Origin of the sequence: Pseudomonas oryziphila, from assembly GCF_003940825.1 — a bacterium.
Classification (GTDB): Bacteria; Pseudomonadota; Gammaproteobacteria; order Pseudomonadales; family Pseudomonadaceae; genus Aquipseudomonas; species Aquipseudomonas sichuanensis.
This window is the reverse complement of the sequence record NZ_CP034338.1, coordinates 4567609-4593760: the sequence shown is the minus strand read 5'-3', so window position 1 is coordinate 4593760 and position 26152 is coordinate 4567609. Positions and strand designations below refer to the sequence as shown.

At 59.1% G+C, this 26152-nt stretch carries 28 protein-coding genes and 1 pseudogene; 4 read left to right on the top strand and 25 right to left on the bottom strand.

The features are described from left to right. Position 1: 1 nt before the first annotated feature. Genes EJA05_RS21490 through EJA05_RS21480 form a run of 3 tightly spaced genes read right to left on the bottom strand, consistent with a single transcriptional unit; the run spans position 2 to position 2738 of the window. Positions 2-1363 (bottom strand): integrating conjugative element protein, encoded by a 1362-nt coding sequence (locus EJA05_RS21490; RefSeq protein WP_125859796.1) that lies wholly within the window; start codon positions 1361-1363, stop codon positions 2-4. Positions 1364-1383: 20 nt separating this feature from the next. Further along, a complete protein-coding gene (locus tag EJA05_RS21485; RefSeq protein WP_407692084.1) occupies positions 1384-2322 on the bottom strand; it encodes a TIGR03756 family integrating conjugative element protein in 939 nt (312 codons plus the stop codon). After that, entirely contained in the window at positions 2319-2738 is a 420-nt protein-coding gene (locus EJA05_RS21480; protein WP_125859794.1) for a TIGR03757 family integrating conjugative element protein, read from the bottom strand. The genes EJA05_RS21485 and EJA05_RS21480 overlap by 4 nt, the downstream gene beginning before the upstream one ends. A gap of 356 nt (positions 2739-3094) precedes the next feature. Here EJA05_RS21480 and EJA05_RS28890 point away from each other — a divergent pair. Beyond that, a pseudogene (locus EJA05_RS28890) lies at positions 3095-4273 on the top strand (nitrate- and nitrite sensing domain-containing protein); the annotation flags it as partial. Then, positions 4268-5134: a methyl-accepting chemotaxis protein gene (locus EJA05_RS28885; protein WP_407692107.1), complete on the top strand. Its 867-nt coding sequence runs from the start codon at positions 4268-4270 to the stop codon at positions 5132-5134. The pseudogene EJA05_RS28890 and the gene EJA05_RS28885, both read left to right, overlap by 6 nt. Positions 5135-5281: 147 nt before the next feature. Here the strand turns inward: EJA05_RS28885 and bla are convergent, their stop codons facing one another. Then, positions 5282-6157, bottom strand: a complete 876-nt coding sequence (gene bla / locus EJA05_RS21470; protein ID WP_125859792.1) for a class A beta-lactamase — start codon at positions 6155-6157, stop codon at positions 5282-5284. A 346-nt stretch (positions 6158-6503) separates the two neighbouring features. Between bla and EJA05_RS28880 the strand changes: the two genes are divergently transcribed. After that, positions 6504-6842 carry a DUF2514 family protein gene (locus tag EJA05_RS28880; RefSeq protein WP_125859790.1) on the top strand — a complete coding sequence of 113 codons (339 nt, stop codon included), beginning with the start codon at positions 6504-6506 and terminating at the stop codon, positions 6840-6842. On the opposite strand, the gene EJA05_RS21460 is transcribed toward EJA05_RS28880, so the two are convergent. The 13 genes from EJA05_RS21460 to EJA05_RS21395 all read right to left on the bottom strand — a co-directional run bounded on the left by EJA05_RS21460 (position 6782) and on the right by EJA05_RS21395 (position 17949). Further along, positions 6782-7609 carry a hypothetical protein gene (locus tag EJA05_RS21460; RefSeq protein WP_125859788.1) on the bottom strand — a complete coding sequence of 276 codons (828 nt, stop codon included), beginning with the start codon at positions 7607-7609 and terminating at the stop codon, positions 6782-6784. The genes EJA05_RS28880 and EJA05_RS21460 overlap by 61 nt on opposite strands. An 881-nt stretch (positions 7610-8490) precedes the next feature. After that, complete coding sequence (locus EJA05_RS21455) at positions 8491-8862, bottom strand: hypothetical protein (protein WP_125859786.1); 372 nt, start codon at positions 8860-8862, stop codon at positions 8491-8493. A gap of 338 nt (positions 8863-9200) precedes the next feature. After that, the gene (locus tag EJA05_RS21445) at positions 9201-9857 is read right to left on the bottom strand and encodes a DsbA family protein (RefSeq protein WP_223811865.1); all 657 of its coding nucleotides are present in this window, start codon (positions 9855-9857) and stop codon (positions 9201-9203) included. After that, the gene (locus EJA05_RS21440) at positions 9850-10143 is read right to left on the bottom strand and encodes a hypothetical protein (protein WP_125859780.1); all 294 of its coding nucleotides are present in this window, start codon (positions 10141-10143) and stop codon (positions 9850-9852) included. Before EJA05_RS21440 ends, EJA05_RS21445 begins: the two co-directional genes overlap by 8 nt. Next, positions 10140-13133, bottom strand: a complete 2994-nt coding sequence (locus EJA05_RS21435) for a conjugative transfer ATPase (protein WP_407692083.1) — start codon at positions 13131-13133, stop codon at positions 10140-10142. The genes EJA05_RS21440 and EJA05_RS21435 overlap by 4 nt, the downstream gene beginning before the upstream one ends. Continuing rightward, a complete protein-coding gene (locus EJA05_RS21430; RefSeq protein WP_125859778.1) occupies positions 13133-13582 on the bottom strand; it encodes a TIGR03751 family conjugal transfer lipoprotein in 450 nt (149 codons plus the stop codon). The genes EJA05_RS21435 and EJA05_RS21430 overlap by 1 nt, the downstream gene beginning before the upstream one ends. After that, positions 13560-15104: a TIGR03752 family integrating conjugative element protein gene (locus EJA05_RS21425; RefSeq protein ID WP_190306016.1), complete on the bottom strand. Its 1545-nt coding sequence runs from the start codon at positions 15102-15104 to the stop codon at positions 13560-13562. The genes EJA05_RS21430 and EJA05_RS21425 overlap by 23 nt, the downstream gene beginning before the upstream one ends. Then, the gene (locus tag EJA05_RS21420; RefSeq protein WP_125859774.1) at positions 15034-15924 is read right to left on the bottom strand and encodes a TIGR03749 family integrating conjugative element protein; all 891 of its coding nucleotides are present in this window, start codon (positions 15922-15924) and stop codon (positions 15034-15036) included. The genes EJA05_RS21425 and EJA05_RS21420 overlap by 71 nt, the downstream gene beginning before the upstream one ends. Then, positions 15921-16571, bottom strand: a complete 651-nt coding sequence (locus tag EJA05_RS21415) for a PFL_4703 family integrating conjugative element protein (protein ID WP_125861394.1) — start codon at positions 16569-16571, stop codon at positions 15921-15923. Before EJA05_RS21415 ends, EJA05_RS21420 begins: the two co-directional genes overlap by 4 nt. Before the next feature lie 8 nt (positions 16572-16579). Further along, entirely contained in the window at positions 16580-16972 is a 393-nt protein-coding gene (locus EJA05_RS21410; protein ID WP_125859772.1) for a TIGR03750 family conjugal transfer protein, read from the bottom strand. Positions 16973-16986: 14 nt separating this feature from the next. Continuing rightward, positions 16987-17337, bottom strand: coding sequence for a TIGR03745 family integrating conjugative element membrane protein (locus EJA05_RS21405; protein WP_125859770.1), 351 nt, complete (start codon positions 17335-17337; stop codon positions 16987-16989). A 19-nt stretch (positions 17338-17356) separates the two neighbouring features. Continuing rightward, a complete protein-coding gene (locus EJA05_RS21400; RefSeq protein ID WP_125859768.1) occupies positions 17357-17596 on the bottom strand; it encodes a TIGR03758 family integrating conjugative element protein in 240 nt (79 codons plus the stop codon). Next, entirely contained in the window at positions 17593-17949 is a 357-nt protein-coding gene (locus EJA05_RS21395) for an integrative conjugative element protein, RAQPRD family (RefSeq protein WP_125859766.1), read from the bottom strand. The genes EJA05_RS21400 and EJA05_RS21395 overlap by 4 nt, the downstream gene beginning before the upstream one ends. 286 nt (positions 17950-18235) lie before the next feature. On the opposite strand from EJA05_RS21395, the gene EJA05_RS21390 reads away from it, so the two are divergent. Further along, positions 18236-19222: an Abi family protein gene (locus tag EJA05_RS21390; protein WP_223811864.1), complete on the top strand. Its 987-nt coding sequence runs from the start codon at positions 18236-18238 to the stop codon at positions 19220-19222. 64 nt (positions 19223-19286) lie between these two features. Here the strand turns inward: EJA05_RS21390 and EJA05_RS21385 are convergent, their stop codons facing one another. The 8 genes from EJA05_RS21385 to EJA05_RS21350 form a co-directional block, all read right to left on the bottom strand. Continuing rightward, entirely contained in the window at positions 19287-19592 is a 306-nt protein-coding gene (locus tag EJA05_RS21385; RefSeq protein WP_125859764.1) for a hypothetical protein, read from the bottom strand. Positions 19593-19610: 18 nt separating this feature from the next. Continuing rightward, the gene (locus tag EJA05_RS21380) at positions 19611-21080 is read right to left on the bottom strand and encodes a UvrD-helicase domain-containing protein (RefSeq protein ID WP_125859762.1); all 1470 of its coding nucleotides are present in this window, start codon (positions 21078-21080) and stop codon (positions 19611-19613) included. Positions 21081-21091: 11 nt separating this feature from the next. After that, positions 21092-21841: a TIGR03747 family integrating conjugative element membrane protein gene (locus EJA05_RS21375; protein WP_125859760.1), complete on the bottom strand. Its 750-nt coding sequence runs from the start codon at positions 21839-21841 to the stop codon at positions 21092-21094. A gap of 10 nt (positions 21842-21851) precedes the next feature. Then, positions 21852-24071 (bottom strand): type IV conjugative transfer system coupling protein TraD, encoded by a 2220-nt coding sequence (gene traD, locus EJA05_RS21370; RefSeq protein WP_125859758.1) that lies wholly within the window; start codon positions 24069-24071, stop codon positions 21852-21854. Further along, positions 24049-24234, bottom strand: a complete 186-nt coding sequence (locus EJA05_RS21365) for a hypothetical protein (RefSeq protein ID WP_125859756.1) — start codon at positions 24232-24234, stop codon at positions 24049-24051. The genes traD and EJA05_RS21365 overlap by 23 nt, the downstream gene beginning before the upstream one ends. 86 nt (positions 24235-24320) lie before the next feature. Continuing rightward, positions 24321-24842 carry an integrating conjugative element protein gene (locus tag EJA05_RS21360; RefSeq protein WP_125859754.1) on the bottom strand — a complete coding sequence of 174 codons (522 nt, stop codon included), beginning with the start codon at positions 24840-24842 and terminating at the stop codon, positions 24321-24323. Continuing rightward, the gene (locus EJA05_RS21355; protein ID WP_125859752.1) at positions 24839-25399 is read right to left on the bottom strand and encodes a lysozyme family protein; all 561 of its coding nucleotides are present in this window, start codon (positions 25397-25399) and stop codon (positions 24839-24841) included. The genes EJA05_RS21360 and EJA05_RS21355 overlap by 4 nt, the downstream gene beginning before the upstream one ends. Continuing rightward, the gene (locus EJA05_RS21350) at positions 25384-26142 is read right to left on the bottom strand and encodes a TIGR03759 family integrating conjugative element protein (protein ID WP_125859750.1); all 759 of its coding nucleotides are present in this window, start codon (positions 26140-26142) and stop codon (positions 25384-25386) included. The genes EJA05_RS21355 and EJA05_RS21350 overlap by 16 nt, the downstream gene beginning before the upstream one ends. Between the last annotated feature and the right edge of the window lie 10 nt (positions 26143-26152).

Genomic DNA, 26152 nt, shown 5'->3' with positions numbered 1-26152 from the left:
GTCATTCCTTGCCGGCAGGCTTCTGCAGCTGGAGTAGACGGTCCTGTTCGGGAGCCGCGTCGTAGATCGCCCGGGAGTTCTCGGCGCGCGCTTTCCCGCGCTCGATGATCTTCATAGGGGAGTTGTTCGCGAGCTGCTGTCGCATGTCCAGTTCGGTCTTGAGGTTCGTGATGAGCTGTTGAAGGGTGTCGACCTGCCCGAGGGTCGCCTCGACGGCCAACTTGTTGGAGTTCACGTTGGGCTCCTTGCTGCCCGTGATCAGCATGCGCTGCAGGAGCAAGCCTTTCTCCAGAACGTCAGCAAGTGCGACTTCGGAGGCCAGGCGGCTCGCGAGGACGGCCTGGTCCCTCTCGTCTCTCAGTGCCGTGATGACGCCGCGAGTGATGGGCAGAGAGTCGCTGCTGGCCTCTCGCAGCTTCTCCGAGGTGATCTGCGTTCCAGGTTTCAGCAGATCCTGCAGTGCGGTCAGTTTCTTCTCGTAGGTCTCCTGGATCAGCGGCGTCAGGCCTACACCCGGGGTGGACGTGGTGGTGCAGCCCTCACAGGTCTGGATCTGCTGCTCTCCCAGCACGCGGTTCGCGAACTGGGCGGCCTCGGCAGGCGACTCCCAGCTGCCGCACAGTAATCCGTTGGCGCAGGTTGCCTTGGGGATGCTCGATGTTTCTTCCGGTGCTCGGTTGTTGAGCAAGTTGTAGCCTGCCTTGGCAACATCCCCGACGACCTTGATGGGTTGCTGGCCGTTGCCACCGGCCTGTTTGCCGCCGACCCAAGTGACTCCGTTGGTACCTGGCGCGCTCTCAACTTTGTCGACCACTGCCACAGCATCGGTGTTCGAGCCCAAGGCCTGCCCCATCTTCTGACCTTCCGCGACTTTGCCCCAGCCCATTTGCCCGCCGGCGATGTCGGCCATGCGCTCTGCGATCGCGCGGCAAGTACCTTTCGACCGATCGTAGTCGAGCCGCGCCTGCAGGATCCCGTTGGTCAGCAAGTTGTAGAGGGCGGGATTTGCCCGCTGCAGGATCAGCGCCGGCATCGAAGAAACCGCTCCAGTCGCATTCTGGATCACGCTGCCCATGATCCGTTGAAAACCCTGGGTCGCGCCGTTTAGCTGGTTTTCCAGGGTGTTGCTGAGGTCCATGTTTCCGCAGACCAGGTTGTTTTGCCAGCCCGCGCCAACGGTGATGCTCTCCATCTGGCCGGCGCTACCCATCTGCACCGCGCTACCCCCACCAATGCTGTACAGCACGTCGTCGCCGATAACGCTGCCCTGCGATTCGACCTTGATCGGGTCGGCGGCCTCGGCCACGCACCAGGTGCTGCTCACGCTCACAGCAAGAGCGATAGCTGCAGTCATTCTTTTCATTGCGCACTCCAGGTCATATCTCATTGGAAGTCAGTGCTTCCGAGGAAGGTTTGTCCGCGACGTTTGCAGCACGAGTAAGGTCGCCAAAGGGCCCAGGCGTAGGCTTCATCGACTGCATCAGCATTGATGCCGGCGTTGGGGAACACCGCACAGGTGGGGCTGATGGCAGGGGAGAGCTGTTGCCACTTGCCGGTGGTGGCATCGCCCTCCTTTAGTTCGCCGGCGGGCCAGTAGCCAGGCTCTGCCATTGCTCGCATTGGCTGGTAAACATGAGGCTGGCCAATGCGCGTGGTGATGTCCCCGGCCCGCTGCGCGATCACGGCTCCAGTTTTGAAGTCATCGGTCTGATGGAGGAAGCCGCTGCGCGGGTAAAGGTTGCCCCACAGATCACCGGATAACGTTCCACCGACCTCACGCAGGCCTGGCACCAGAGCTTCTGGGTAGACGGACTCGGGGACGCCGTAGCGCCAAGCCAGCGTGTTCAGCGTGCTGAGCATGTAAGGCACCAGTGGCGTGGTCGCGCCGTGGCAGGAATAGCCGTAGGAGCTGGCGAACTGGTTGAACACCGCTGCACCGGGATGGCCGATAACGTCGGCCTCTTTGAACTTCGTGATGTTGTTCTCGGCAGCGTGGTTGGTGGTACCGTCGTTACCCGCCTGCGCCGTGGCATTCGGCATCCCCATCGGGCTCACCTCCGTCCAGGGGTTGCCACCGGTGTTGGCATAAGCCGACACCACTGCGTCTGGGATGTAGTGCCGGACTTTAGTGGACGTCTTCACCGTGCAACCCAGGGGGGTGCAGAGCAGCCAGTAGCAGATCCCGACCACCTTGTACTCAAGGCACGTGGGCGAGCTGGTGGAGGCAAGGATCGCCGCCGAATTGACCGTGGCGAAGGCTGAAAACGATAGGGCTGACGTCAGCAGTCCTACCAAAGCACGTCGGGAACTTGCACTCATCATCGCCCCCTCGCCTGGGTGATGCTCTGCATGGCCGCTTTCACGTCAGGCTGGCCGTAGACCACATACTGCCGATCGACGACCACGGCCGGCACTTTCGTAATGCCAACGCTCCAGGCGTCTGCAGCACCTTGCTGGGCAACTGCCAACTCCTGCATGAGTGCAGCACCGGCCGGTGTGCTCATCAGTTGCCGGGCGGCAAGGGCGGCTTGGTGTGGATTGGGTGGCAACTTCTGGGACAGCTGTGCCTCGATGCGCTGTTGGTCATCGAGCTTGATTACTCGCACGCCAGCGGGCACGTCGGTCAGTGGGTGCGCCGAGTCCGTTACGGCCCAGGTCTCGGCCTGCACGGTGACGGAGGCCAGCGTGAGAGCGAGCCCTGAGACAGCTCGCCAGGTGGGTGGGAGAAAGTTGAGCATTGGGCTGTACCTGAAGTGGGGATCGGTACAGGAAAACGGATCGGTCCTCCAGGCGCAGCAGGAAATATGAAACAGGAGGGCTCGGAATTTTTGCGAGAGAAGGGAGCAGGAAGAAAATTAGATCCTGGGGTGTAGCTACAGCCTAATGTCCTGTCTCGGAAAGAAACTGTTCACTTTTGGCGGCGTCTTGGGCGCCCGGGCAGCGTAGCCCCACCCCCTCAGCACAAATTGGACCTAATCTGTCCGCTTAGGTTATGGACAGGCGCGTTGAGGGGATGCATAGCTCGGCTCCCGAAATTGATTGATATTTCTAAAAAATGTGCTAATGGCCTTTTTTATTGAATGACTGTACAATAATGGCCATTAGCCATCTAATGGTCGTTCAGCGGCGCACACCCGCTCTCAATTTTTCCACTACCTATGAGGCCAGAAGGATGCTGACCAATGCGCCGCTTCGCCTGAAATTGCTGTTGATTCTGTTTTTCCCACTCCTTGGCTTTCTGGCTCTGACCGCGGTTTATATCTCCGATAACTACCGCACGCTGCGCGACATGGAAAACACTGTCACTACCAGCAGCAACGCCCAGTCGTTGAGCCAGCTGATTACTCTGCTGCAACGCGAGCGAGGTGCTAGCGGGGTGTTCATCGGCAGCCGCGGCGCCACGATGGGCAGGCGCTTGGCGCAAATGCGGAGCGAAAGCAACGCAGCAATCGACGCTGTGCGCCGGCTGCCGACCCATGGCGACGCCGAGATCGGTAAAGTGCTTAGTACCTTTGAAACCCTCGCAGCACTACGCGAGCAAGTCGACAAGCTGGCGATTGACAGCGGCGAGTCGGGCACCCGCTACACCGAGATCATTAAGACCTTGGTCGGCTACACCCACTCCCTGGAAAACCGCGTCAGCAATACCGATGTCGTCCATGCCCTTAGCGCGTTGAACCAGTTCATCGAACTTAAAGAGCGGGCTGGCCGCGAGCGCGTGATCCTTGGCCTTGCGTACAACCAAGGCCACTTCGATGCCTCGCTGTTGTCGCGCTTCAGTCGCAACCTGGGCGAGTTCACCGCGTATGCCGAAGGTTTCCAGCGCAAGGCGCCTGCAGCGGTGCTCAGCCAGTACCAGCAAAGCCAACAGACCCCGGCCGCGATAGAAGTGGCCAAGCTTCAGCGTCTGGCATTCGAGCAGCCGTTGGGCGAGCCGCTGGGCGTCAAGCCTGAAGCCTGGTTCGAAACGGCTACCCAGCGCATCGATCAAATGGGCGACGTAGAACAGACGCTGGCACAAAGCGTTGCTCGTTTGGCCGACGACGCCCGTGGCGAAGCCAGTCAGGCTCTGTGGCTGACTATAGCTGGCGCATTGCTGGCACTATTGATGGTGGCGCTGTTGTCGTCGCTGATCATTAGCAGCATCGGCCTGGCGGTCAAAGACATCAATGCTGTCCTCGACGGCCTGGCGCGCCGCGACCTGACCGCACGTGCTGGCTATCGTAGCAAGGATGAATTCGGCCAGATCGCCGAGAACCTTAACCGCATGGCCAACGAGCTGGCCGAGATCGTCCAGGAAATCGGCAACGCCACGGCGCAGGTGGCCACGGCAGCCGAAGAGTCCTCAGCAGTGACCCTGCAAACCAGCCGCAGCGTCGAGCAGCAGCGCCAGAGCACCGAGCTGGTGGCCACCGCAATCAACGAAATGAGCGCCACCGTGCGCGAGGTGGCGCAGAGCACCACCGATGCGGCCAGCCTGTCGCAACAGATCCACACCAGCACCACCCAGGGTCGCATCGAAGTCGACAGCACAATCGACTTGATTCGCGAACTGTCGACCCAGGCTGAGCAGACGTCGGCAATCATCGATGACTTGAAGCAGGAAAGTGATGCGATTTCGTCGGTGCTCGACGTGATCCGCGGCATTGCAGAACAAACCAACCTGCTGGCGCTGAACGCGGCCATCGAAGCTGCTCGTGCCGGCGACCATGGCCGTGGTTTTGCCGTAGTGGCCTCAGAGGTGCGCACGCTGGCGCAGCGCACCCAGGAGTCGACCGGAAACATCCAACAGATGATTAGTAACCTGCAGGCCGGCTCCGATCGAGCCAGCAGCTCTATGCTCGAAACGCTGGCTAAGGCGCAGTCGGGCGCCAGCCGCATTGGCCGCGCCGGCGAGCTGCTGGCCTCAATCACCGAAGGCGTTGCACGCATCAGTGACCGTAACATTCAGATTGCCTCCGCAGCCGAAGAGCAAAGTGCGGTGTCCGAAGACATCAACCGCAACGTCAACGAGATAAACGACCTGGTAATTCAGGTAAGTGCCGGTGCAGAGCAGACAGCGGTGACTAGCCAAGAGCTGGCGCGTCTGGCGGAGCATCAGCAGAAACTGGTGAGCCGGTTCCGTACTGCTTGATAGAGGGTTGGGGCTGATTCGCAGCGCAGCAGGAGGCCGCTTCATAGAGAGGTAGGAATTCATTGTGCTGCGAAGGGCCGTAAACGGCGCCAGCTGTATAGAGCCTAATGGGTCACGACAGCTCAGCCCCGGATAACATCAGAACCGCTATTGGCCCAAAGATTTCACCACTGCCCGTGCAGACGAGGAGATGGCTTCATTGCTCCATGAAGAGGCCTTCTGCTGCCCCCGAGTGAATACAACCAGAATCCACGGTGCCTTACCGGGGGGCCATATGACCGCAACGTCATTGGCAACGCCGTAATCGCCTGAACCAGTTTTGTCTCCAACTACCCAGCCTTGCGGCACACCCGCGCGAATGCGTTTATCGCCGGTAGTGTTCCCCTTGAGCCACTCTTGCAGCTGTAGTCTGCCCGCCTCTGCCAGACTGTTACCGAGCAGCAGCTTTTGCAGCGTCATACCCATTGCCAGCGGAGTGGTTGTATCTCGCGGGTCATCAGGTAGCGCTGTATTCAGTTCAGGCTCATTGCGGTCCAGGCGGAATGCCGGGTCGCCGAGATTACGAGCAAAGGCTGTCAATCCGACTGGCCCACCGACCTGTTCTAGGAGGATATTTCCTGCCGTGTTATCGCTGTATTGTAGGGTCGCGGCACACAGCGCAGACACCGTCATACCATCGCCCACATGCTTCTCTGTTACTGGCGAGTAAACGACCAGTTGGTCTTCACTGTAAGTGATCCTTCGGTCAAGCAATCCCCTGTCGTCAGCGCTCTTCGCGAGAATCGCAGCAGCTAGAACGACTTTGAAAGTACTGCAGAAGGCGAATCGTTCTCCGGCACGATAAGAGACGATCTTTCCTGTGCCCGTATCCAGCGCCCATAATCCGAGCGTTACATCCAGTGAGTGCTCCAGCGCCTCCAGCTCATGCGCCAGAGAACTGTAGGCCCAGGCCGGCGCTGCCATAGCAACCGAACAACCAATGCCTGCCCCAATCAACTGTCTGCGCGTGACCATCAAACTCATCAGGTACTCTACTCCATAAGGTATGGGGGGAATTTAACAACCTATACACACCATCGCGATGATCAACTCGTAAGGCACCTTCAGCAACTTTCCGGTTTCTGCTGGCACCCACAGCCTTGGAGGTTCTCCTGGTCGCTACCAGGTCTCCTATAGTGCACTGGTCAAATGACTGGAGCTGAGCTGTGAAAAGCGGTGTTGAAAATACAATCATGCCGGACACTCCGCAGATGCTCCAGACAGCCGAGGCCGTGAAGCTCTAGCACGGAGCGAAGTTTCTTGGGGCACCACCTGTTGAGCGCCTGAAAATTTAGGCAGAGTCGCTGTCCAAGCCATCAACAACTACCAGATGTGCGCGGTCGACGGCCCTCACTGCAAGCGCCATGAAGTGCTACCCGCTGATCGAGCTTGCCTGGGCGGCTGCTGGCGTGAGGATACTTACACTATTGCCAGAGGCGAGGCAGTCCATCGGAATGCCATAGTGCTCTCCGGACTGCTCAAGCGGGATTTTGAAACGCATCGAGTGCTGGCGAAAGCTTATGACCGAGCCCCAATGTCGAGGCGGGCCTGTGAGCGGGCTTACCAGTCACTCACAGGCTCTGCTCTCAAGCGGCGAATCGTGTGCAGTTATACCCTCTCTCCTTTGGCCCACAACTGCTGCCTCCAATTATTATTCCAGTTCTTTTGATGCACCTCGACCGCAGAACCGTCCCGAGGCGCGTTACGAGCCTCAATCCTGGACAGGAGCTGTGCACTTATATCAATAGTTTTGGCGTAGTTTCGTCGATTGAACTCCACGCTGCTATCATTGAAGCTTTCGGCTTCGAAGACTGCAATCTGAGCGTCGGCCAACTCATTGGCCTGCTTCACTAAGAGCTCTGATCCGTTTAGTACCTTGAGCAGCCGATCCGCTTGGTCCTTACTAAGCTCATCAGCGTTCACGAGGACTATTTCCCTCGCTGCGTTGACACTGAAACCGAAGGACGCACCCTTTAAGTCAGGGTGATCGATAGCTATCTTTTTAAGAACATCGAGATAAGTTTTATCTATCTGATCATCCACGGCACGGTGGCGAACATATGCCACCTCAATGGACTCAAATTTTTTGCTTATTTCATCCAGCTGTATGGCAAGGGAGTCCCTAGACATGCTGGAGACTAATTTTTTGCTTTCTTCCTCGCTCAGTGCATTGGGGTCAAGAATTTGGACCCCGCCAGAAAGCCCTTGCTTAGCGCCGTTAGAATTGGCCGCTTGTAACGCTTCGGCGTAGTTTCTATATTTATCTAGTGCTTCTTGGCTAATTTGTACACTGTTGCCAGTCTCCGCCCGCCCTGCACCCTCATTGACAGTGGGCACATTGCCGAGGTTGGCTTCGGCTGATTTAGTTATCTGAAAAATCTGGCTAGATTTATTGTCGGCAACAGAATATGAATTGAATGTCGGAATGTTGTTCATAAATCCCTTTCCTTAGCTACCCGAAGCTCACAGCGCATGTTGCCCCGAAGCCCTCAGCTAAAGTGCAAGAAGGGCAATTCGGTGCGTTTACTGTGGTGCAAGAGACACCTCATCCTGTTTAACGGCAGTCATACACAATTCTTTAATACGGCAACCGCTTCGGTCACCAGCAGAGCGCTGGGAGTACGATCAATTTTAGCCGTAACAGAAGAGTATTTTAAGGTCGAATGCTGCTGAGCCGTCAAACATTTCAGTCAAATCACAAACGGTAACAATTTGACCGAGGCAGCCTCTACTAAAGTATAATATCCACAAATAGCAACCCTCAGTGCCAGGTGATGATTTACTCAGACCAAGATAGTCAGCCCAATACCTCAGGCTGGCAGATCTTCTTGAGCGCTAATCACGTGATAGTAACTTTGGCCGAGGAGCAAGAGTTAGAGGGGTTTTAGAGTATTGGCGCTACCGCTCTAAAGCTCATTGTAGCGGCGCACACTTTAATAACCGCTGTTGAATATACTGAGTTGCCTTTGTTTTCGTAGACACCCCCAAGGCCCTGGCGATTTATAGATCGTCGATGTAGATGCGATCGAGCAGCGGGCTCTTACCGTAGCGGATCTCGCCGACCGGCTGCGCCTGGTGCTCGATGGTAACGGTAATGGTCGGCACCGGGTCGAGGAAGTTGGGTGGACCAGTGAGGGAGGTGTAGATTCCGCCAACAAAAAAGCCCCGGTGGGTTACCGAGGCTTTTACTTCAGGGCTGTAGCGCCTTGAAGGAGCAGTTGGGATGATGAAACCATGAACCGGCTGTTACGAGCCGCGACATGGGATCTCCCGCGCATCAGTGGGCAAAATAACCTGTTCGCTGATTCGCTGCAACGTCAGCGTGGGATGCGGTTGTAAAAACGGTTGGCGTCCACCGGCGCGCCGCGTTGGCCTTGCAGGGCGAGGTACCAGCGGCCGCCGCCGGCGTCGGCCTCTTCGGACTTGAGCACCAGGCACAGCTGCAGAGTGTGTTCGAGGATCACATAATCGTCGCGGATGATTACGCGGGCCGGCACGCGCTCGACGGTGGTGGCGTTGCCCTTGAAGTCATCGAGGTCGACCAGTACCGGGTGGCCGCAGCTTGAACAGGTCCAGGTGCGGACATCGAGGTCGTTGTCACGGTCGAGGTCGGTGCGGTCGCAGTGGTGGCACCAGTAGCGTTGGTCGTAGGCGGTGGTGATCGGCAGTCTGTGATGATGAGGTGGCATGGCATCCCTCCTGGGTGGCTTAGTCCGATAACGTATTGTATCGGCCTGTTCCTCCCGCATCGCAAGCGCTCACTGCAGTTCGATCACAGTTCCAGAGTCCGGCGCATACCAGTCGACAATTACAAAACGGCCCCTGCCTGTAGATACGTAGTATTCCATGAGGACACAGTCATCATTCCATTTCTGCAGTGACCTGCTGAGCTCATGTTCGGAAGGGGACACCTCCCCTGCACGTTCAAGCTGAAACCATCCATGGCCAGAGCCTGCACCTGGGCAGAACCTGCTCGGCAGGTTGCCTTCTTCGTCGTTGTTGTTAGTGCTGAGAACCCTCAGCTTTGTCATCGCGACGACTCCGCTTTTTCCTGCGCAGGTTGAGCGGCGAGGGCATCTATGACCGACAGCAAGGCGGCACTGTCTACCGGACCTTCCAGGCGCACAGTGTGCCCAGTTAGGCTGTCGGTGATCTCGAGCGTGGGGGTGCCGGCAATGCCGCGGCTCTTGGCCACAGCCTGTTGACGATGAACCGCTGCAGCGATGTCCATGTTTGTCCTGGTGCAACTGGACAGGGCTTCCGATGAGACATCGAGCAGTTGCAACTCTTCAGTAAGGCCCTGCCCGTTGCCTCGGGTGTTCAAGAGAACTTGGTCGATCGCCTGCCAGAACGCGGACGCTCCTCCCAAGTACCCGGCGCATTGAACGAGCCGTGCCTCTAAATGCGCTGCGGTACCGTGACTATCGAGGGGGAAGTGGTGCCACGCGAGCTTTACTTCCCCCTGCTTACTTACCCACTGCTTCAGTTGGGGCGTATACGCCCTGCAGTAAGGGCATTCGAGATCGGCGTACTCAGTGATTACCCACCGGGCGCCCGATGGGCCGAAGTACCAGGTTTCGTCGGCGCTTCTGGCGTTACTACTCTTCGCAATCTGCCAGTAAGCGCCGAGGAGGGCGATCACCGCGATGCCAAAGATGATGGTGATGGACCTGAGGTTACGCATGCTTGCCATCCAGATCACCTGGCTGGACCAGTTGCTGTAATGCGGCTTGAAGATCCTGGATGGCCCCCTCCGGTTGGGGATGCTGTTTCAGCCACTCATTCAGGACGGCCTGGATCAGAGGCATGATGTCACGACGGTCCACCGCGTTATTTTTGATCTGTTGCAGTTCATCAATGAGCACGGGGGCGCATACCGAAAGCGACTGGAGAGTGTCGTGTCCGGGGTCCTTGAGCAGTTGGGTCAGGCTATCGATGATGCTCTGGGTCAGGGTATTCATGACTCTCATGCCACGCGCTCCACGGCCTTCTTTGGTTCGGGAAAGGTGATGGGGAAGGGGGTGATACCGCGCTTGCGGTCCAGGTCGGCGGCCACCTGCAGGGCGGCGTGCAGTTCATCGCAGCCGAGCGCTTGCATGGTTTCGTACCGTTGCCGCTTCTCTTCTGGTTCGGTCATGGCCAGGGCGAGGCACAAGCTGGGTGGCACCACCCGGAACAGCATCTCGATCCGCTTGGCCAGCACGATGCCCTCGGTGAATTTGCTGTTTTCCTTCCTTGCCGAGAGCATCATTGTCTTCTGTGCCGGCGTGAGCTCTCGGAATCGGGCGATCTTCTCCACCTCGTCTGGTGGCATGTTCAGGCAGATCCACCACTCGATCATGTTCAGCAGCGCCGATGCTTCTGGGGGGATGTCGTCGACGTTTTGGGTCGCCATCCAGTACCAGGCACCCAGTTTTCGCCACATCTTGGTGATCTTGACGGAGTACGGAGAGAGCAATGGTACCTTCAACGGGATGTGGCCTTCGTCGGTGAAGGCAATCAGTGGTCGACCCTTGAACTGGTCCCGTTCTGCGATGTTGTTGATGGTGTTCAGCAGCGAGATATAGGCGATGGCCATCTGGGCCTGGTAGCCCTCACGAGCGTAGGTAGCCAGGTCGACGATCGTGATATCAGCTTCTGGCCAGGCGGTACCAGGACGGTTGAACATGTCAGCTTCCGTGCCCATGGTGAACATACCCATGGCCTCGGCCATCTCCATGAATCGGTTGCGCCGGTTTTCGGGGAGTTTGTCGTCGCTGGCCATCGCTTGGAGCGCTGCGCTGATGTCTTCAGTGAGGACCGGGCGGTTCTCGCTGACACACAGCTCGGCCGCGTTGAGGATGCACTGACGGATGGCACTGCGGTCCGCCCGAGAGAGTCGAGCATCCTCCTTCGATTCGCCGCCGGTGATCATCAAGCGCGCTGTGATCTCCAACTCGCCCAAGATGTCCCGTTGCTCGTCCTCCATACCTGCCAGCGCGTCGGCCAGGTGTTGGTCCGAAGCATCTACGTCCAACGCATTCAAGACCTTCACCTGGTCCTTGTTTTTAACCAGTTGCACCGCGTCGACGAACGGGGCGAGGCTTACGCCGGCGCCGGGGGCGAGTCGTACTCGGTTGACGGTCAGACCGAGCCGCTTGGCGAAGTCACCCAGCAGGCCGAAGCTGTTGCCGGCTTCGATGATGAAGAGCCTCGGACGGTAGAGCGCGATGGCTTGCATGATCAAATAGTTGGCTGTTGCAGACTTACCCGCACCGGTGGGCCCGAACAGGAACAAGTGGGCGTTCATTTGTCGGTCGAGCTTGTTCAACGGGTCGAAGGTGAGCGTTGCTCCTCCCCGGTTAGATAGGGTAAAGCCAGGGTTACCTGTTCCAGTCGAGCGTCCCCACACCGGGGCCAGATTGGCGATGTGCTGAGCGAACATCAGCTGGGTGTACCAATCCAGCGCGCGGCTTTCGCTGGGGTCAAAATTACAGGGTAGCCAACGCAGGTAGCTGTTCAGCGGGGCGACTTCGTCTTGTGGTTGGACTGGCTGCATCCCCGCGCCGAGCAGCACGTTGCACAAGCTGATCGTCCGCTCCTCGAGCACGTACTTGTCTTGGCCACGTAGGAAGAAAGCAACGCTCCCCCGATAGAGTTTGTGCTTGCGCCCAAGAATGGACCGGGCTTTTACAACGTCATCCCGGGTGTGGCTGGACGCCTGGGTGTCCCCGATGGCCTTCCTGGACAGTTGTTCTAGGTGCCCTTCAAGCAGATCCTGCGGGGTAGGCACCATGGTGATGCATAGCACGGTGTCCTCCGGCAGTCGATCGAACAGCGAACTCAACGCGTCTGCCTGCTTGGTCTCACCGGTTAGGTGCCCGGTAAGTGGGGCATTTTTCAAGCGATCGAGCATCACCACCCGGTGGGGCATGCCATCGAACGACCAAAGGCCGCTGGCCACATCCGAGCGCGGTTCTCGGTAGAACAAGTTCTCCGAGAAGTCGGTACCGCTGGCCACGGGCAGCTCTCCCTCCTCGAGCTCGCGTGGCGACTGGCAGACCGTCTCGTAAAATCGACGGATATCGCCATCAGTCGAGCCCAGATGGTCTGGGTGGGGATTGAACCAACGCACCAGCCAGCGCTTGATCGCCTGCCCATCCATGCGTTTGGTCGTCACACCGGCGTTGGCCAGCGCTCCTTTAAGGCGGTCGCAAATTGCTTTGAGGTAGGCGGCAGGATCCTGTCCACGGACCACGAGGTCCTGTTTCTTTACCCGGCGATACACCACCAGGCGGACTTTCCGGGTCTGCCCACGCCACGGAAGATTGCTGACGGCCGTGTCGACGAACAAACCACCGGGCTTGGAGATGGATTCGAGGTGGTGGCGGAACAGCGCGAGATACAACTTGGTGAAGTCTGTGTTGTCAGCCCGGGGCTGAACGTAGGCCTGGAGTTTCTGCAGGTAGTCACCCCAGTCCGTTTCGTCCTGTGCGTAAAGCTGGACGACCCAGTGCGAGCTCTCCAGCTCGTCAAAACTGTCCTGCAGGACGCCTTGCAACGCATCGCGAGCTTGTTGAAGCCAATCGTCGGAGCGCCCCTCGGTCCCGATCGGGACCAACTCGAAAAACGCCGCCCTGGAAATGCCATCCTCGAGGAGCATTGCTTCTTCCTCGGGCAGATATTCGGCCCATGGCAGCATGTCCACGAACGACGGGTTGACCTCGTACATGCGCGACACGTCAGCTTTCGTCGCCGGCCGACGTTTAGGGTTTTGCCAGTCGATAGGGGAAGGGATGCCCATCGACTCCATACGGGCGATGTACCGGTCATTTGCCGCCTGGCGGTCCTCCTCGCTGATAGCAGTGCTGGGCGGTGCGATACTGCCGTCAGCTTGATCGTGATCGGTGGGTGTCAGTCCAAGCACGGGCTCGGTGTGTGTTGCAGAGATATTGCCCAGCAATTTGCTGATGAACTGCATCAGTATTCCTCCGTCCGCTCACCTGGCATGGCGTACTGCACGCGTTGATACATCGGGAACACCGTGGTGTACCCCGGGACAGGCACTGGATCTGAGCCAGCCAGGTGCGGAAACACGTACATGACCAGGTCAGGGTTAGGCAGCCGTTTGAACTGGCTGTAAATTTCGTTCTGAGGCGTGCGGGTAAAGGCGTCAGCTTCTGCTCGCTGGCGGGCCATCGTTGGCTCGTCGAGTGGCCGGCGAAGCTCTTGGCGTGCATCCAGCAGCGTCCTGCTGCTGGAGCTGCCAGCGCCGCCGCCCGAAGAGCCTTGCTGCCAGACATCCATCATGCTGGCCTCGCCGTGCGGCAGCAGTTCGTCTTTGTCTGTCGTGCAACCGCCCAGGATGAGGGTCAGCACGAGACAGGCCCCGGCCTGCAGGCGGGGCTTAATCCAGGTTTGCGGATACATGGTTGGCTCCGGCGTTGTAGTCGACCTTACGGCCCTTGATCTCGTAGTCGATGGCGAGCTGCTGATCCAGGTGTACTGCCACCTTCGCCCCAGGCTGGACATATACGGCGGCGAACGCCTCGCCGTAGAGCTTGTTCATCCACGAGCGGATGTCGCTCACTCCACCGGTAAGGATCGCGCCCATGGCGGAGTTCCCCGATGATCCCGTGGTCCCAAACGACGTTCCCCCGCTGCTGAAGGTCGTCGAGCTGTTCTGCTCATCAGCTTTCAGCAACTTGGCGATGCCGGCGCCTGCGGCGGTGACCAGAGATTGGTTGGTCAGGTACTCCTTGGCGTTGGAGCGGCGCTCACCGGATATGCAGGGGATGCCATAGGAGTCGCTGATCCAGCCGAGCCCGCCTTGAATAGCAGGTTGACCGTTGCTGCTGCTCTGGTTGTTGTTCTGGTTGCCGTTTGCCTCCTCGGCCGGGGCGGGGAAGGAGCGGACCGTGCCGTCGGCGAACACGAACGTCAGACTGCGGACTTGGCCGCGCACGCATGACAACGTCCAGTCGCCCGAGGCGGTGCCGCTGGCGACTGCGCCCACCACGTCGGGCAGGTCGATGCCGTTGGCAGTCAGGTTGTCAGGGCCGATCATGACTTTAAAAGGGAACGGGTCATTGACTGTGCCATCGATCGGCACTCGGCCAATGAGGGCCGACATGGCCACCGACCCCATCAGCGTAGAGTTCTGAGGCAGGGTATAGGCTTTCCGGACCTGCTTACGCGTGTCCTGTGGGGACATTTCCGCTCCGATGTTCTGCGCAGTGTTGGCGAGAACGGTCTGGCCGTTATCCAGGGTCTGGCCGAAGCTGGATGGGAAGTTGAAGCCGCTGGCCGTTTGGGTTGAGCCAGGCTGTAGTGGTTTTCCACTTGCATCCAACGCAGTGGCGTCGGTGGGCTCAACCCAGACGAGGTCTTTGGACTTCTGCCCCTGCTGGAAGCCTGCGCCGTCACCGGACTGCACGCCCAGGCCAATGGGCATATCCTGCCCGCCTGCGTTCGGACTGTTCTGAGACAGATTGTCCAGCTGGCGTTGGAACTGATCCAGCAAGCCAAGACTTTGATTTTTTACCTGCTCTTGCAGCTCGCCTTTCGCATTGTTCAGCTTGGCATCTACGCTCTCATCCATTCGCGTCAGCCGGAGCTGGAGGTTCGTGTTCTGCTCCTTGAGCTGCTGGTTATCGGTCAAAACCTTGGCGATTTGCTCCTTCACTTCACGGCTTTCAGCGACCACTGTTCGCAATGTGTCGGCAGGAGTATCACCATCGACCCCTAGCTTGCGGGCAGTGTCGCCTCCAATGGTGATCGGTTCGTCTGTTGGAGTAGCGGCTTCTTTCTTGCCTCCGCCCTGGACCAACAGGAAGACGACGAGAAGCAGCACAGGGATGAGCAGGTACTTGAGGAGCGGATTACTTTTCAGACTGCCCACGGCGTCCTCCTTTTGGGTCGACCTGGCTGATCGAGGAGGGCAGCAACGCATCCTTCAGGCCCTTGCCCTGGGTCACCAGGTAGAGGGTGGTGGTATCGCTGGCGTTGCCGCGGGCTCCTAGGTAAGGGTGCTGAAAGGTGGCAGTAGTGAAATTGCCCATCAGCTCTGCAGGATTCATCGTCACTTGTTGTGCGCTGAGGTTGCGGAGCTTCACTGCCGTGACGTAGCTGTTGTCGAGGCGCCAGGCTCCCAAGACCGAGGCCTCCACAGGTAGAACAGGCAGCAGCGTGCTCAGGTCCAGGCGTCGATCGACCTGCACCTGAGTGATACCGGCAACTGGTTCGACGGTTCGCAGGGGGGCGTACAGCATTTGAGCCGCATAGCGGGTGAGTGCAACAGGCGCCGGGGTTTCTTGACGCGGTGCCGGGGCGACATCTTCTTCCTGCTCCGGCGCCGAGGATCTTCTGGCAGAGCTGCGCGCGGGGGCACTGTCACCGTAGTGGGTTGCCGGGGGCGTGCCGGGAACGATCTTCGCAGGCTCGAGCTTGGCCTGTCCTTCAGCAGCCGGGGTTGCGGCAATGTCCACCAGCATGATTTCCCCAGTCGCGACATTCTGCAGTTGCAGTCGTGTCGGTGGGATCTCCTGGCTGGCCAGAAGGTAGACAGCGCCTCCTGTGCTTTGGACGCGTAGCAAACCGGCCAGCTGCGACGGCATGCCGACTCGCACGTTCTGGTCGACGAACACAATGCGCTCTTGCCCCACGATCAGTGGAATGGCCATGGGGATACGGTCCCACTGCAGCAGCTCAACGGCTTTGACGTCGGCTACTCCGAGCAGGCCCAGGGCGAGGATGCATGCACGCAGTTTCATGGCTTCACCCCTGCAGCCTGCAGATCTACCTCGATGCGTTGCGGATTGGAGGCGTAGCAGTTCCACATCAAACCGAAGGGGTTCTTCTCTGGGTTGACGTCAGATCGAACAATCGACAAGGGGTAGCGTGTCATCGCCCTTTTCACGCGCTCACCGTTGACGGACTCGTCAGCGAGGAGATCCAGGTTGACCGTCCAGTCGTTGATCCCAAGCTCGACCACGCGCTGTACGCCGGGGTCAGTGAGGCCGTGGCCAGGAATTTCCGAGACGCTTCGTTCACGACGTCGCAGCTCGCCCGAGTTACGACGAAGTTCGTAATCTTTCTGCAGGTACTCCTGGCACCCGGGGGTCACATAAGAGGCCAGCCGGGCGATGTTGTCCTGATAGTCATCGTCCCCGTTCTTTTCCCAGCGCTGCATCTGCTGGAAGATGTAGAACCCGAATGCATACACGTTCTCTGGCGGCACCTCCCACCACTTTCGGGTGCTACCCGAGCGGAGGTCAGGGGGCACATGCACGGTTAGATCCTCTGGGGCTTTGTGCCAGCCGTAGAAGGCGAAAGCGCTGACGATCCCTAGCACGATCACTGCGATTCGAAGGCTGAGGATGTGCGCCTGCTGAGCATTCACTCGTTTTCGATAACTCATGTAGATCCCTACTTTTCGGTGCGACGGCAGGTCCATGCGCCTTCTCGAGTGACCAGCTTGGTGTCACCCAGGAAAGGGAGGAAGGTGAAGTGCTGGGTCACGGTCAGCTGGAGCTGGCGGTAGAACCAGATGTCGGGCCGGCCGCGTTTCATCTTCCGCAGGATGCGGCTGGCCACCGTCAGGCCCAGTGCCCCACCCACCAGGGCGCAGGCGATGACGAGGGCGGGATTACCGAACAGGAAGGCGACGGGTATGCCCAGGACAAAACCTGCACCGCCGCAGGCTGCCACGGTTCCCCACATCTCATCCGCAGTCAGACCTCCCATAACCATTGGTTGCCTGTTGAGGTTATGCGGTAGGAAATCGAGGGATCCGTCTTTGAGGTATGAAACTTCAGCCATGTCGACTTACCTGGTTAGAGGACGGTGGTCGCTTTGGTCACCATGTAAATGGCAATACCAATCAGGCAGGCGCCGACCACGCCCGTCAGCCCCAGGTCACGCCACTTTTTCTTACCTTCATGGATCTCGTGATAGGTGCCGTAGGCGTGATGAGCGACGCCAATCATGGCCCCACCGATCAGGACCAGGCCGAGCAGCATGAATCCGTCGTATGCGTAGTTCTGGAAGGTTTGCATCATGTTGGTCCCTTCCCCTCGGGTGGGCGCTTGGGCCCCTGGCAGCGCAGCGTTGGCGAGCATCGGTGCCGAGGTCAGGGCGAGAACAAGGCTCCAGACGAGCGATTTCAAGCGGTGTGGTTGCGACATGTTTGTAACTCCTGAGGATTTAGCTAAGAACGAGGGCGGAAAGGATCATGAGCAGCACGATGATGCGGACGGCTGATGAGGCCGCGATCCCACGGTCGATGTTTGTGGTGGCCCAGCCGCGGTAGATGCTGTAGAGGGCCCAAGCCCCCCAGAGCATCGAAAGTGCGATAACGAAGCCCAGGAGCAGCGTTGAGCTGGCTTGGGGCGTGGTACCGCTGGCGGCGTTGAAGGCAGCGACTTGTGCTCCGCTCATGCTCATGGCATCCGCCCGCCCGTAAGGGTGTATTTGCCCGCGAGCTCTGCCGGATCCCGTGGCTGTGCGCGACTGGGGGTCAGGTACTCCTGCAGCCCCTGACGAACGCGCTGGATGTCGCCGGCCAGGCGCTCGTAGTCGAAGTAGTAGCGCTGCCCCGGCTCGCTGGCGACGGCGGCGCTGCGCCGCGCGGAGTCCTCAAGCGCATTGAGCTGCCGAACCATGACCTCGATGTTCGACTGTTCAGACGCTCCGATCGCATGGGCTGAAGGGCAGAACATCAAGCTGCCAGTGACGCTGATCAGCGCGCCAAGCAGGATTCGGCGTGGAGATGCAAGGGGAGTGGTAGACGTGTTCACGGCTGGGCTCTGGCAAGGCTGACTGTGGGCGTCAGGATGCCGAGATCAGGGTAGGGCCTGCCTCAAGAAATACTTATCCAATGGTCGTGGAATTTTTTTGAGGGGTGGCCTCTTGCACCTCTGCGTGCGCCGTTTCTCTGTCGATTTTGTCGTGACTTTTCGTCAACCGATTTTGGTTGACGGCGAATGAGACAATCGGCATGATTGAACCCAATCGCGCCCGATCCTCTGGTGCTGGCTTAGTCCGGCATTACGTTCGGGCCTTCTTATTTCTGGGAAATGGATTTTGCTGGCTCCGAAACCTTTTCGAACCTATCCAGACCTCGTCGCCCTCATCCAGCAGCGCAATATGCACGTACCAGATCCTGCGCGAACAGAGCGCAAGCTGGCACAGTTGGGCTACTACCGTCTAAGCGGCTACTGGTACCCTGCACGTGAGTTCGATGTTGATACGGCGACCAACCAGGCGAAGATCTGCCCGATCAGCAACAAGCCGCTTCGTCAGGATGTCTTCGCAGCGGGCACCTCTTTCGATGATGTCGTTAGCCTTTACAGGTTCGACAAGCATCTTCGTCTTCTGATGCTAGATGCGATCGAGCGGTTGGAGGTCAACCTGAAAACGGTCATCGCTCATGTTGTGGGTTATCACGACCCGATGGCGTATACGGACGTCGGCTATATCCAGCCTAAGTTCGCCAGGAATTTCACCTCGCACGGTAAACCTCGAAACAAGTGGAACGAGTGGGCAGCGAAACAGCAGCAACTGTTGGACAGGAGTACCGAGGACTCCATTCAGTGGCACCGTCGCTCAAGTAGACCAATTCCGTTTTGGGTTGCTGTGGAGGCGTGGGATTTTGGCGCGCTGTCTCGGTATTTCGAGATGCTCAAAGGCACCTATCAGAACCAGATCCTTTCAAGGTTTAGCTTGACTGATGCCAGGATCTTCGCGCGCTGGTTGCAAGAGATCAATCTGCTGCGCAACCGCTGTGCTCATCACACTCGGATCTGGAACCAGGTTATGCCGAATCCATTGTCCGCGTTGCCTACGGATCCATACTTCGCTGGCCTAAACTTGGACAGCAATGCGCTGAGTAGGCTCTACGGCCTGATATCCGTCGTCTGGTTCCTACTCAAGAAGCTTGCGCCTAACTCGGACTGGATTAGGAGGGTTGCGGATCTGGTTGACGACAAACCAGGGTTACCAGGATGCACGTTCAGTTCGCTTGGACTTCCAACTGAAGCAGGATTCCCACGTGCAGCTTTTGGGATCTAAAGCCACTGGTCGGTTAGCAGCTACGCGGTTGCGATTTCACGTACGCGCAGCATGTTGAGGTTTTTCAAGGGAGCTCGCGCTTGAAAAAGAGCAAATATCCGACCGGCATTGGAAAGCCGTAAGACCAGGCCTGGGCATTTTGATTGCCCACCTTGACCTCCCCTCGGCACACTGTCTGCGTGCTCACGAGTTCCCAACCTTCGGCGCCGAGCTCGAGCATCTTCTTCTGCAGTCGCTCCTCTTCGCCCAGAAGAGATGCAATATCGGGCTCCAACGTCTGCTCCGTGCTCTTGAAAATCCAAGCGCCGCTAGTCGCGTTTTTGAATGGGATAGCGACATATTCAGTACGGTGTTCGAATTTCCTGCTCATAGTGGCTCCTGTTTTCAATCAGCCGCGCGCCTGACGCGCCCCAGGGGCGAGCGCATCGACATAGCGTTCCATGATCGACAGCACCATGCTGTTGATCGCCAAAATCTTCATTGCACGGGTGACGGCCACGTACAGCAGGTTCAATTCGTCATCTCGTCGGCCGGCATCGACATCCGGTGCCAGGGGATCTGACGTGAAGTCGTCGAAGAGCTCGACGAAATCCCACTCCAGGCCTTTCGACTTGTGAGCGGAAGTCAACGTGATCGTCGCATCAAGCTCCCTGTCCACCGTGCATGAGCGCAGGGCCAAGATTCGCTGGGGCAGATCCGGATACATGTTGATGATCTTGATCGACCGGATCATCTCGCTGTCCTGACTCACCTCGGCGATTTCTACGTACTGGCCGTAGTCCCGGTAGTCCCGCAGCATTTTTTTGTTATGGACCAGGTCGCGTTGTCCCCGGCTGAAAAAGAACAGATCCTCGAGGTCACGCACTGAGTAGCTGTCGATGCCGCCCACCCAGTAGATCTTGGGCCTCTCGCTGACGAGGCACAGTGCGTTCTCGATCACGCCGATGACGGTGCGATGGATGTACGTTCGGTGCGGTAGTCCAGTTGGTAGTGCTTTTTTCACCAGGGTCTTCTCGCCCAGCCCCTGCAGCTTTCTGGTTTCTCCCTTGTAGGACAGGATGATGTTGGCGACATGGGCGACTGCAGGGCCAAAGCGGAAGCTCTGGGTCAGGTAGTGCTTCTCAGCCCCGGCCATCCAGCTGGCATTGAGAGCATCTTCCGCCCCTCGAAAGCGATAGATCTGCTGATGACGATCACCCACTGCCACCTTGCGAATGCGCTGAATGCGCACTATGTCAGCGATCACGGGGTTTACGTCCTGTCCCTCATCGAGCAGGACACAGTCGAAGCGCTGGCTCAGGTCGGGTTTGCTCAACTGGTACAGCTTCAGGTATCCGTCATGCGTGATCTGCAGCGCTGTGTCCTGCAGGTCAGTCATTCGCTTCCAAATGCCCATCGCTGCTATGAGTGCCTGGTTCAGGTAGCGCTCCTGGGCGGAGGTAAGCATCGGACGGTCACGGAACCGTGGAAAGTGGCAGCGCTCGATCAGGTCGTCGGCGCTGGCCATGTAGTTGTTGAGGGTTGTCAGCACGTCTCTGACCAACTCCCAGTCCTGCGTATTGATCGCACGGGCGATATCGGTCAGTCGCAGGTTGTTGGTCTGCTTATGGCTAAACTGTGTGCCATAGACGGCGTAGGCCAGCCCGTGTGCGGTTTTGTTCACCACGTTGCGCGGGAAGCGTCCCTTCGCTGCGACCTCCACCGACTTGTTGTAGCAAAGATAGAGAATCCGCAGTCGTGAGTGATGTTGCGCATATCCCACCAGCGTTGTGGTCTTTCCACTGCCGGCGCCGGCCTGGATGAGTAGTTTCGGCGCCTCCGAGTGGATGATCGGCGACTGCTCGTGGGTCCATTGCATCGTGCTCTTCCTCACAAATATTTCTTGAAGCTCGCGGCCGTAATGCTCACGGATACGCCGAGCAAGGCAGCGCAGGGGAGCAGCACCAGCATGGGGGTGATGCTGATCGGGAGCGCTAAGTAGAAAGTCCAGGGGAAAATGGCCAACGGCAGGATCGTTGCGCGGGCCTTGTGATAGAGGTAGCTGGATTCGCGGCCTGCCCCGAACTTGCGCAGATCTCGACGCACCAGGCCGTCGACCAGGCCTGTGAGAGCAGCCATGGCGAACAGCGGCACAGTCATCACCAGGACGACCAGGCGGACGCAGAACACCAGGACGGTGAAGAGGGCTGCAAGGGTGTAGTTCTGCACTGTTGTGACGCTTTGCGCGGCCCAGTAGCGCATGTCGAGCTCATTGCGGGGGCCGGCTTGGGCGATCGACTCCATCCCTTGGGCCCAGCTGAGCATCCCGGTCTTCACGACCAGCCAGTCATAAGCTTCTGTAACAAGCCACGTCGCGGTGCGGCCAGGCTCCTGCACTATGGCGCTGTGTACCAACCCTTTTGAGAGCCAGCTGAGTTCGCTGACCAGCATTTGTTGGCCGTGACGCCATCCTGCTTCGGGCCAGAAAAAATACAGGCATACCCAGTCGACAATGATTGCGACAAGCAGCGAGCCGCACATCACACCCAGGAAATTGAACGGGAACCAGAAGATCTTGCTGAACAGCGACTCTTGCCGCTCCTGCTGCTGCTCGGCCTTCTTCGAAACGTCATCTGCCATGGCCTACACCTCACGCTGCGTCATCGGTGGACACCTGGCGGAAATCCTCGACTAGGTCGTCGGGCAGGGCGGTCTTCAGCTCCTGGTAGCCGGGTGCTTCCCACCAGTCGGTCGAGGACGCCGCAGATCGCCGCATGCCGGCGGCCAGCTCCTGCAGGTTGCCGGGCAGGGCGTCGTCCGGGTCGTTCGCAGGAAGCGGCATGCGGATCTTCCAGAGGTTCCCGCCCTCGATCAGTGCGAAGGCCTGGCCCTTGGGCAAGCCGACGACGTGAGCTGGCTCAATCATTGGCACACTCGCCAGCTGCACCTGGTCATGCGAGCTCGAGGTGAACGCGGTTTTGCCGTTAACCGAGTCGTTCGCGCTGCTTGCCGGCGTGCTGTTGTAGATCTGCACCTTGGGCAACTGGTTGGTCAGCAGCTCAGCAGTTGCGGTCTCACGGACCCGCAACATGAACAGGTTGTTGAAGTTACCGATCACCTGGCCAGCCTTTGCCTTCGAGCCAATCTTCGCCTCGATGTCGCTCATCGTCTGGGTGTAGGCGGTGACCTGGATGCCGGCGCCACCGGCCTTGTTCACCATAGGGATGAACTCGTCCCCGATCAGCTCGTTGAACTCGTCAGCGTGGAGGTTGATGCGCACTTTGCCCCCGGCCATATGTCCTGGCAGGCCGTCGTCGATGCCATGCTTATAGATGTGCCCCGCGACCGAGACCAAGTCGCTGAACATCGAGTTACCCACGGCCGCGCTGACTTCTGTGTCGGACAATGCATCGAGGCCGACATAGACCACGGCGCGCTTTCGGATTACCTGCATCCAGTCGAAAATCGGTCGCTCGTCAGCGAGATCCAGGTAGTCGGGGGCGAGCAGTTCAGCAATCCGCCCCGTGGTGAGTTTCTCCAGGAGCGGGAGCAACGATGCGACGATCTTGTCGAAATAGGTCTTGTCGTAGCGCACAGCGCTGCGCAGGCCGTCCATGACCGAGTCGTTGATGCGCTTCTGGGTCAGGTACATGTCGATCGCCACCACCCGAAGCGGGCGATCTTTCATCGCGAACGACAGGTTCTTGCGATCAATCTTCCCTTCCAGCTCGACGATGGTCTGCCAGGCCTTGGGGTCGTGCTCCGCGAAGTATTTTTGTGCGTACTCGATAAAGAGCTCGTCGATGTTGATGACGTGCCGGCGGATCTGCTCATAGTCCGGGCGGCGGCCGAGGGCGACCAAAGACTGCGCAATGATGTTGACGAATCGCCAGGCGAACTCACGGAATGCGGCAGAGTTGCCCTCACCAGAAAGCTGGCCAGCAATGCGGGTGGCGACTTCGCTGATCCGGCCAAAGCGGCCGATGGCGTTGTAGCGCGCGGAGATGTCCGGCCACCCCAGGTGGAATACGTAGAACTCGTCGAGGCGCCCAGCCCGTTTGCACTCGACGTACATGCGTTTGAGCAGGTCGGCATCGCCCTTGGGATCGAAGACGATCACCACCTCGTGGTCGGGCTGTTGCTCAATCTGCCTGCGTCGGCTCCAGCGATGCGGGGCCTGGTTCCTGCGCCCCATGTGAGCGCGCGGCCTACGGCGATGTGTGCGGCGGATGTCCTGGGTGATGAAGACCTCTGCCAATCGCGTCTTACCTACACGAGTGGTTCCCAGCACCAGGGTGTGGCCAACGCGCTCGCCCAGGGGCAGGCTGACATTCTGCTCATCGGGCTCAATCCCATGCAGTCTGGGCAGGCCACCTACCGGAGGCAGAGGCCGGGCAGGGTTCCAGCTGGAATCCCAGCCAGTTAGCTTAGTGATCGCCTTCAAGGGGAAGGGTGCAAACTCCAAGCGTTCCTCCAGCCAGCGTGCTTGTATGTAAAGCTTCGTGGGCTCGACGTAACCGGCGTACTGGGGGAGGTAGGTGTCGGCCAAGCGCTGCGTGTGCTTCTGCGTCCAACGGAATCCCCGGCCAATGAACAGGCGCTCGTTGCTGATCGGCATTTCAGCACTGGTCATGGTGTAGTGGGGAAGCCGACGCAGGTTAGCCTGGTAGCGAAGAACTCGTCGGGCCTGTAACAGCCGCACAGTGCCGAGATAGATGAAGCCCAGGGCAGCGACAATTCCGAACAGTGGTGTCAGGGCGAATGCCCACGGCGCGCTCACGCAGAGCGCGGCCGCCACGTAGCAAACTGCGGTGGTGAACAGCTCCACCGGAGGCCGTAGCAGCGATTCAAGGGTGTAGGTCGCCATCACAGATCCTCGCGATTGGAATGCTGGCTTCTTCGCGCGCGGCGTCAACCTGGTCGGGAGTCAAGCGCTCGGCCAGGCGCTGCGCGAACGCATGTTCATTGATCTCGGAGATGCCCGTCACACGCCCACCGTAGAGCTCGCTCACATGCCGGACCTGCTCGATCATTTGCTCTCGGCCGGGACGGTGTAAGGGATGGCTGATGATCAACGTGAACACCGGCGATACAGGTCGTGGTGGGCGCATCCAGGTTCTCACTGCTGAAGGGTTGTGGCGGTGATCAGCACTGGATAGTGCTGCAGTCCCAGGCGACCGGCGATGTCGCTGGCTGGAACGGGCATTACCTGAAGACCTGGGGCCCATCGACGGATTTCCTCCAGTCGCGCGGCGCTGCTGACATTGACGGCGAGCCCCACGGCCTGCAGCCCCCGCAACTCCGGGAGTTTGTGCTTGAGCCAGGCCTGCGAGCCTGAGTCATCGCCGACGATGAACATCGGCTGCAGGCCCGCTGCATTGATCACGCGCCCCTGCACCTGGCCCGGGCTGAGCTCAGGAGTGATCACTGGAAATGCCCCACCGGTCCGCACGCCGGTTCCAACCGGAGGAGGGGCAGTAGGTTCTGGTTCGATGTCTTGGTAGTAGCGCAGTGCGGATGAGCCGCCGCGGTCCTCTACCACGGTGAGCTGGTCAGCACCGGCCTGTATGGCGAGGCTGCCCAGAGCTGAAAGCGTGAGGATCTGGATGGCCTTACGACGCCAGGCGTTGGAATGAATCATGGGTTCCGTACCTCGAAATTGATGCCAGTGACGCGGCTGAGATGTTTCGTGAAGTAGCTACGGTACTTCGCTGCCGGCGCACCCCCGGCAGGGCGGTGGTACCGTCCGGCAGCATCGATCCAGGTTCCGCCCTTGGCCTTCTGTTCAGCCAGGATCTGGGCGGTCACCGCCAGGTTTTTGTAGGGATCCAGGCCTTCGCAGGGGTAGCTGTAACGATGCCCGTTCGAGCGAATATTGGTTTGTCCCAGCCCCACGTCGACCCGAGCGGGCCCTGCCTTAACAATTGCGATCATCAGTGCTTGGCAAGCATCTGCTCGTGTGGCGAAGCGATAGCCGGTGCCGGCGACATTCAACGTCCACGGCCATGGCACCAGTTGCCCGCGCAGCCGCGTGCCGCTCTCCTGCAGCGCCACCGAGTAGAGGACAACGGGCGGAACCCCATGCCTGATGGCGATCGACTTATATGCGGGAGGCGGATCTTCTACACCCCATGCGCTGCCTGCGAGCAGCAGCACCTGCAGAAGGCAGAGCCGCCCCCAACTCATTGACGACGCCATGATCCGTTCACCTGCGTCACGGCGGCTGGCAGCGAGCCGCCGAGGCCGAGGCGAATCCAGCGGCCTTGGTCGTGGTTGAGCGTGACCAGACGGTTTTTTACGGTGGACGGGTCAATACCCGCGAGAATTGCCCAGCGGCGAATTCGCTCATCGTCGTTCTGGCTGCCGACGAAATAGAGGTCAAACGGAGTTTGGGACGCCTGCAGGCGTTTGACATGGTCAACGCAGGGCAGGCAATCGTCCTTGACGAAGAGCGCCAGACGCCCACTGCCTTCCAGAGCTGGCCCGCTCACGGAGGATCCCCCTTGGGCTGTAGGGGAGGACGAGATCTCAATGGCTTTAATGCCTGGGTATAAGCGCTGGTACGCCTCGTCGTAGGCGCGCTGATAGGCGAGCTCCCTGTCGACTCGCTGACGTTCTGCCTGGACCTGCAGCTCGGCAAACCGGCGCCGCTCGCTATCCGACCGGGCTTCGATTCCGAGCGCTGTGAGTGGGTCAAGCCCTGGCGAATACACCCCCCGGGGTCCCTGCATCACCTCTTGATAGCGCTCGTACTCCTTGGAGGTCAGGCCCCACTCCTGTGCTGCTTTATCCTGGAGCTTGTTCTGCGACAGGGTGCTTTCGCTGGTGAGCTGTTGAACAGTGGAGCTTCCTCCTCCTGTGGAAGGAAGCGATGCGGCCTCAATACCCGCTGCTGTAAAAGCGCAGACGCAGGCAATGGCACGAACGATCGGTAGATTCATGATGCTTATC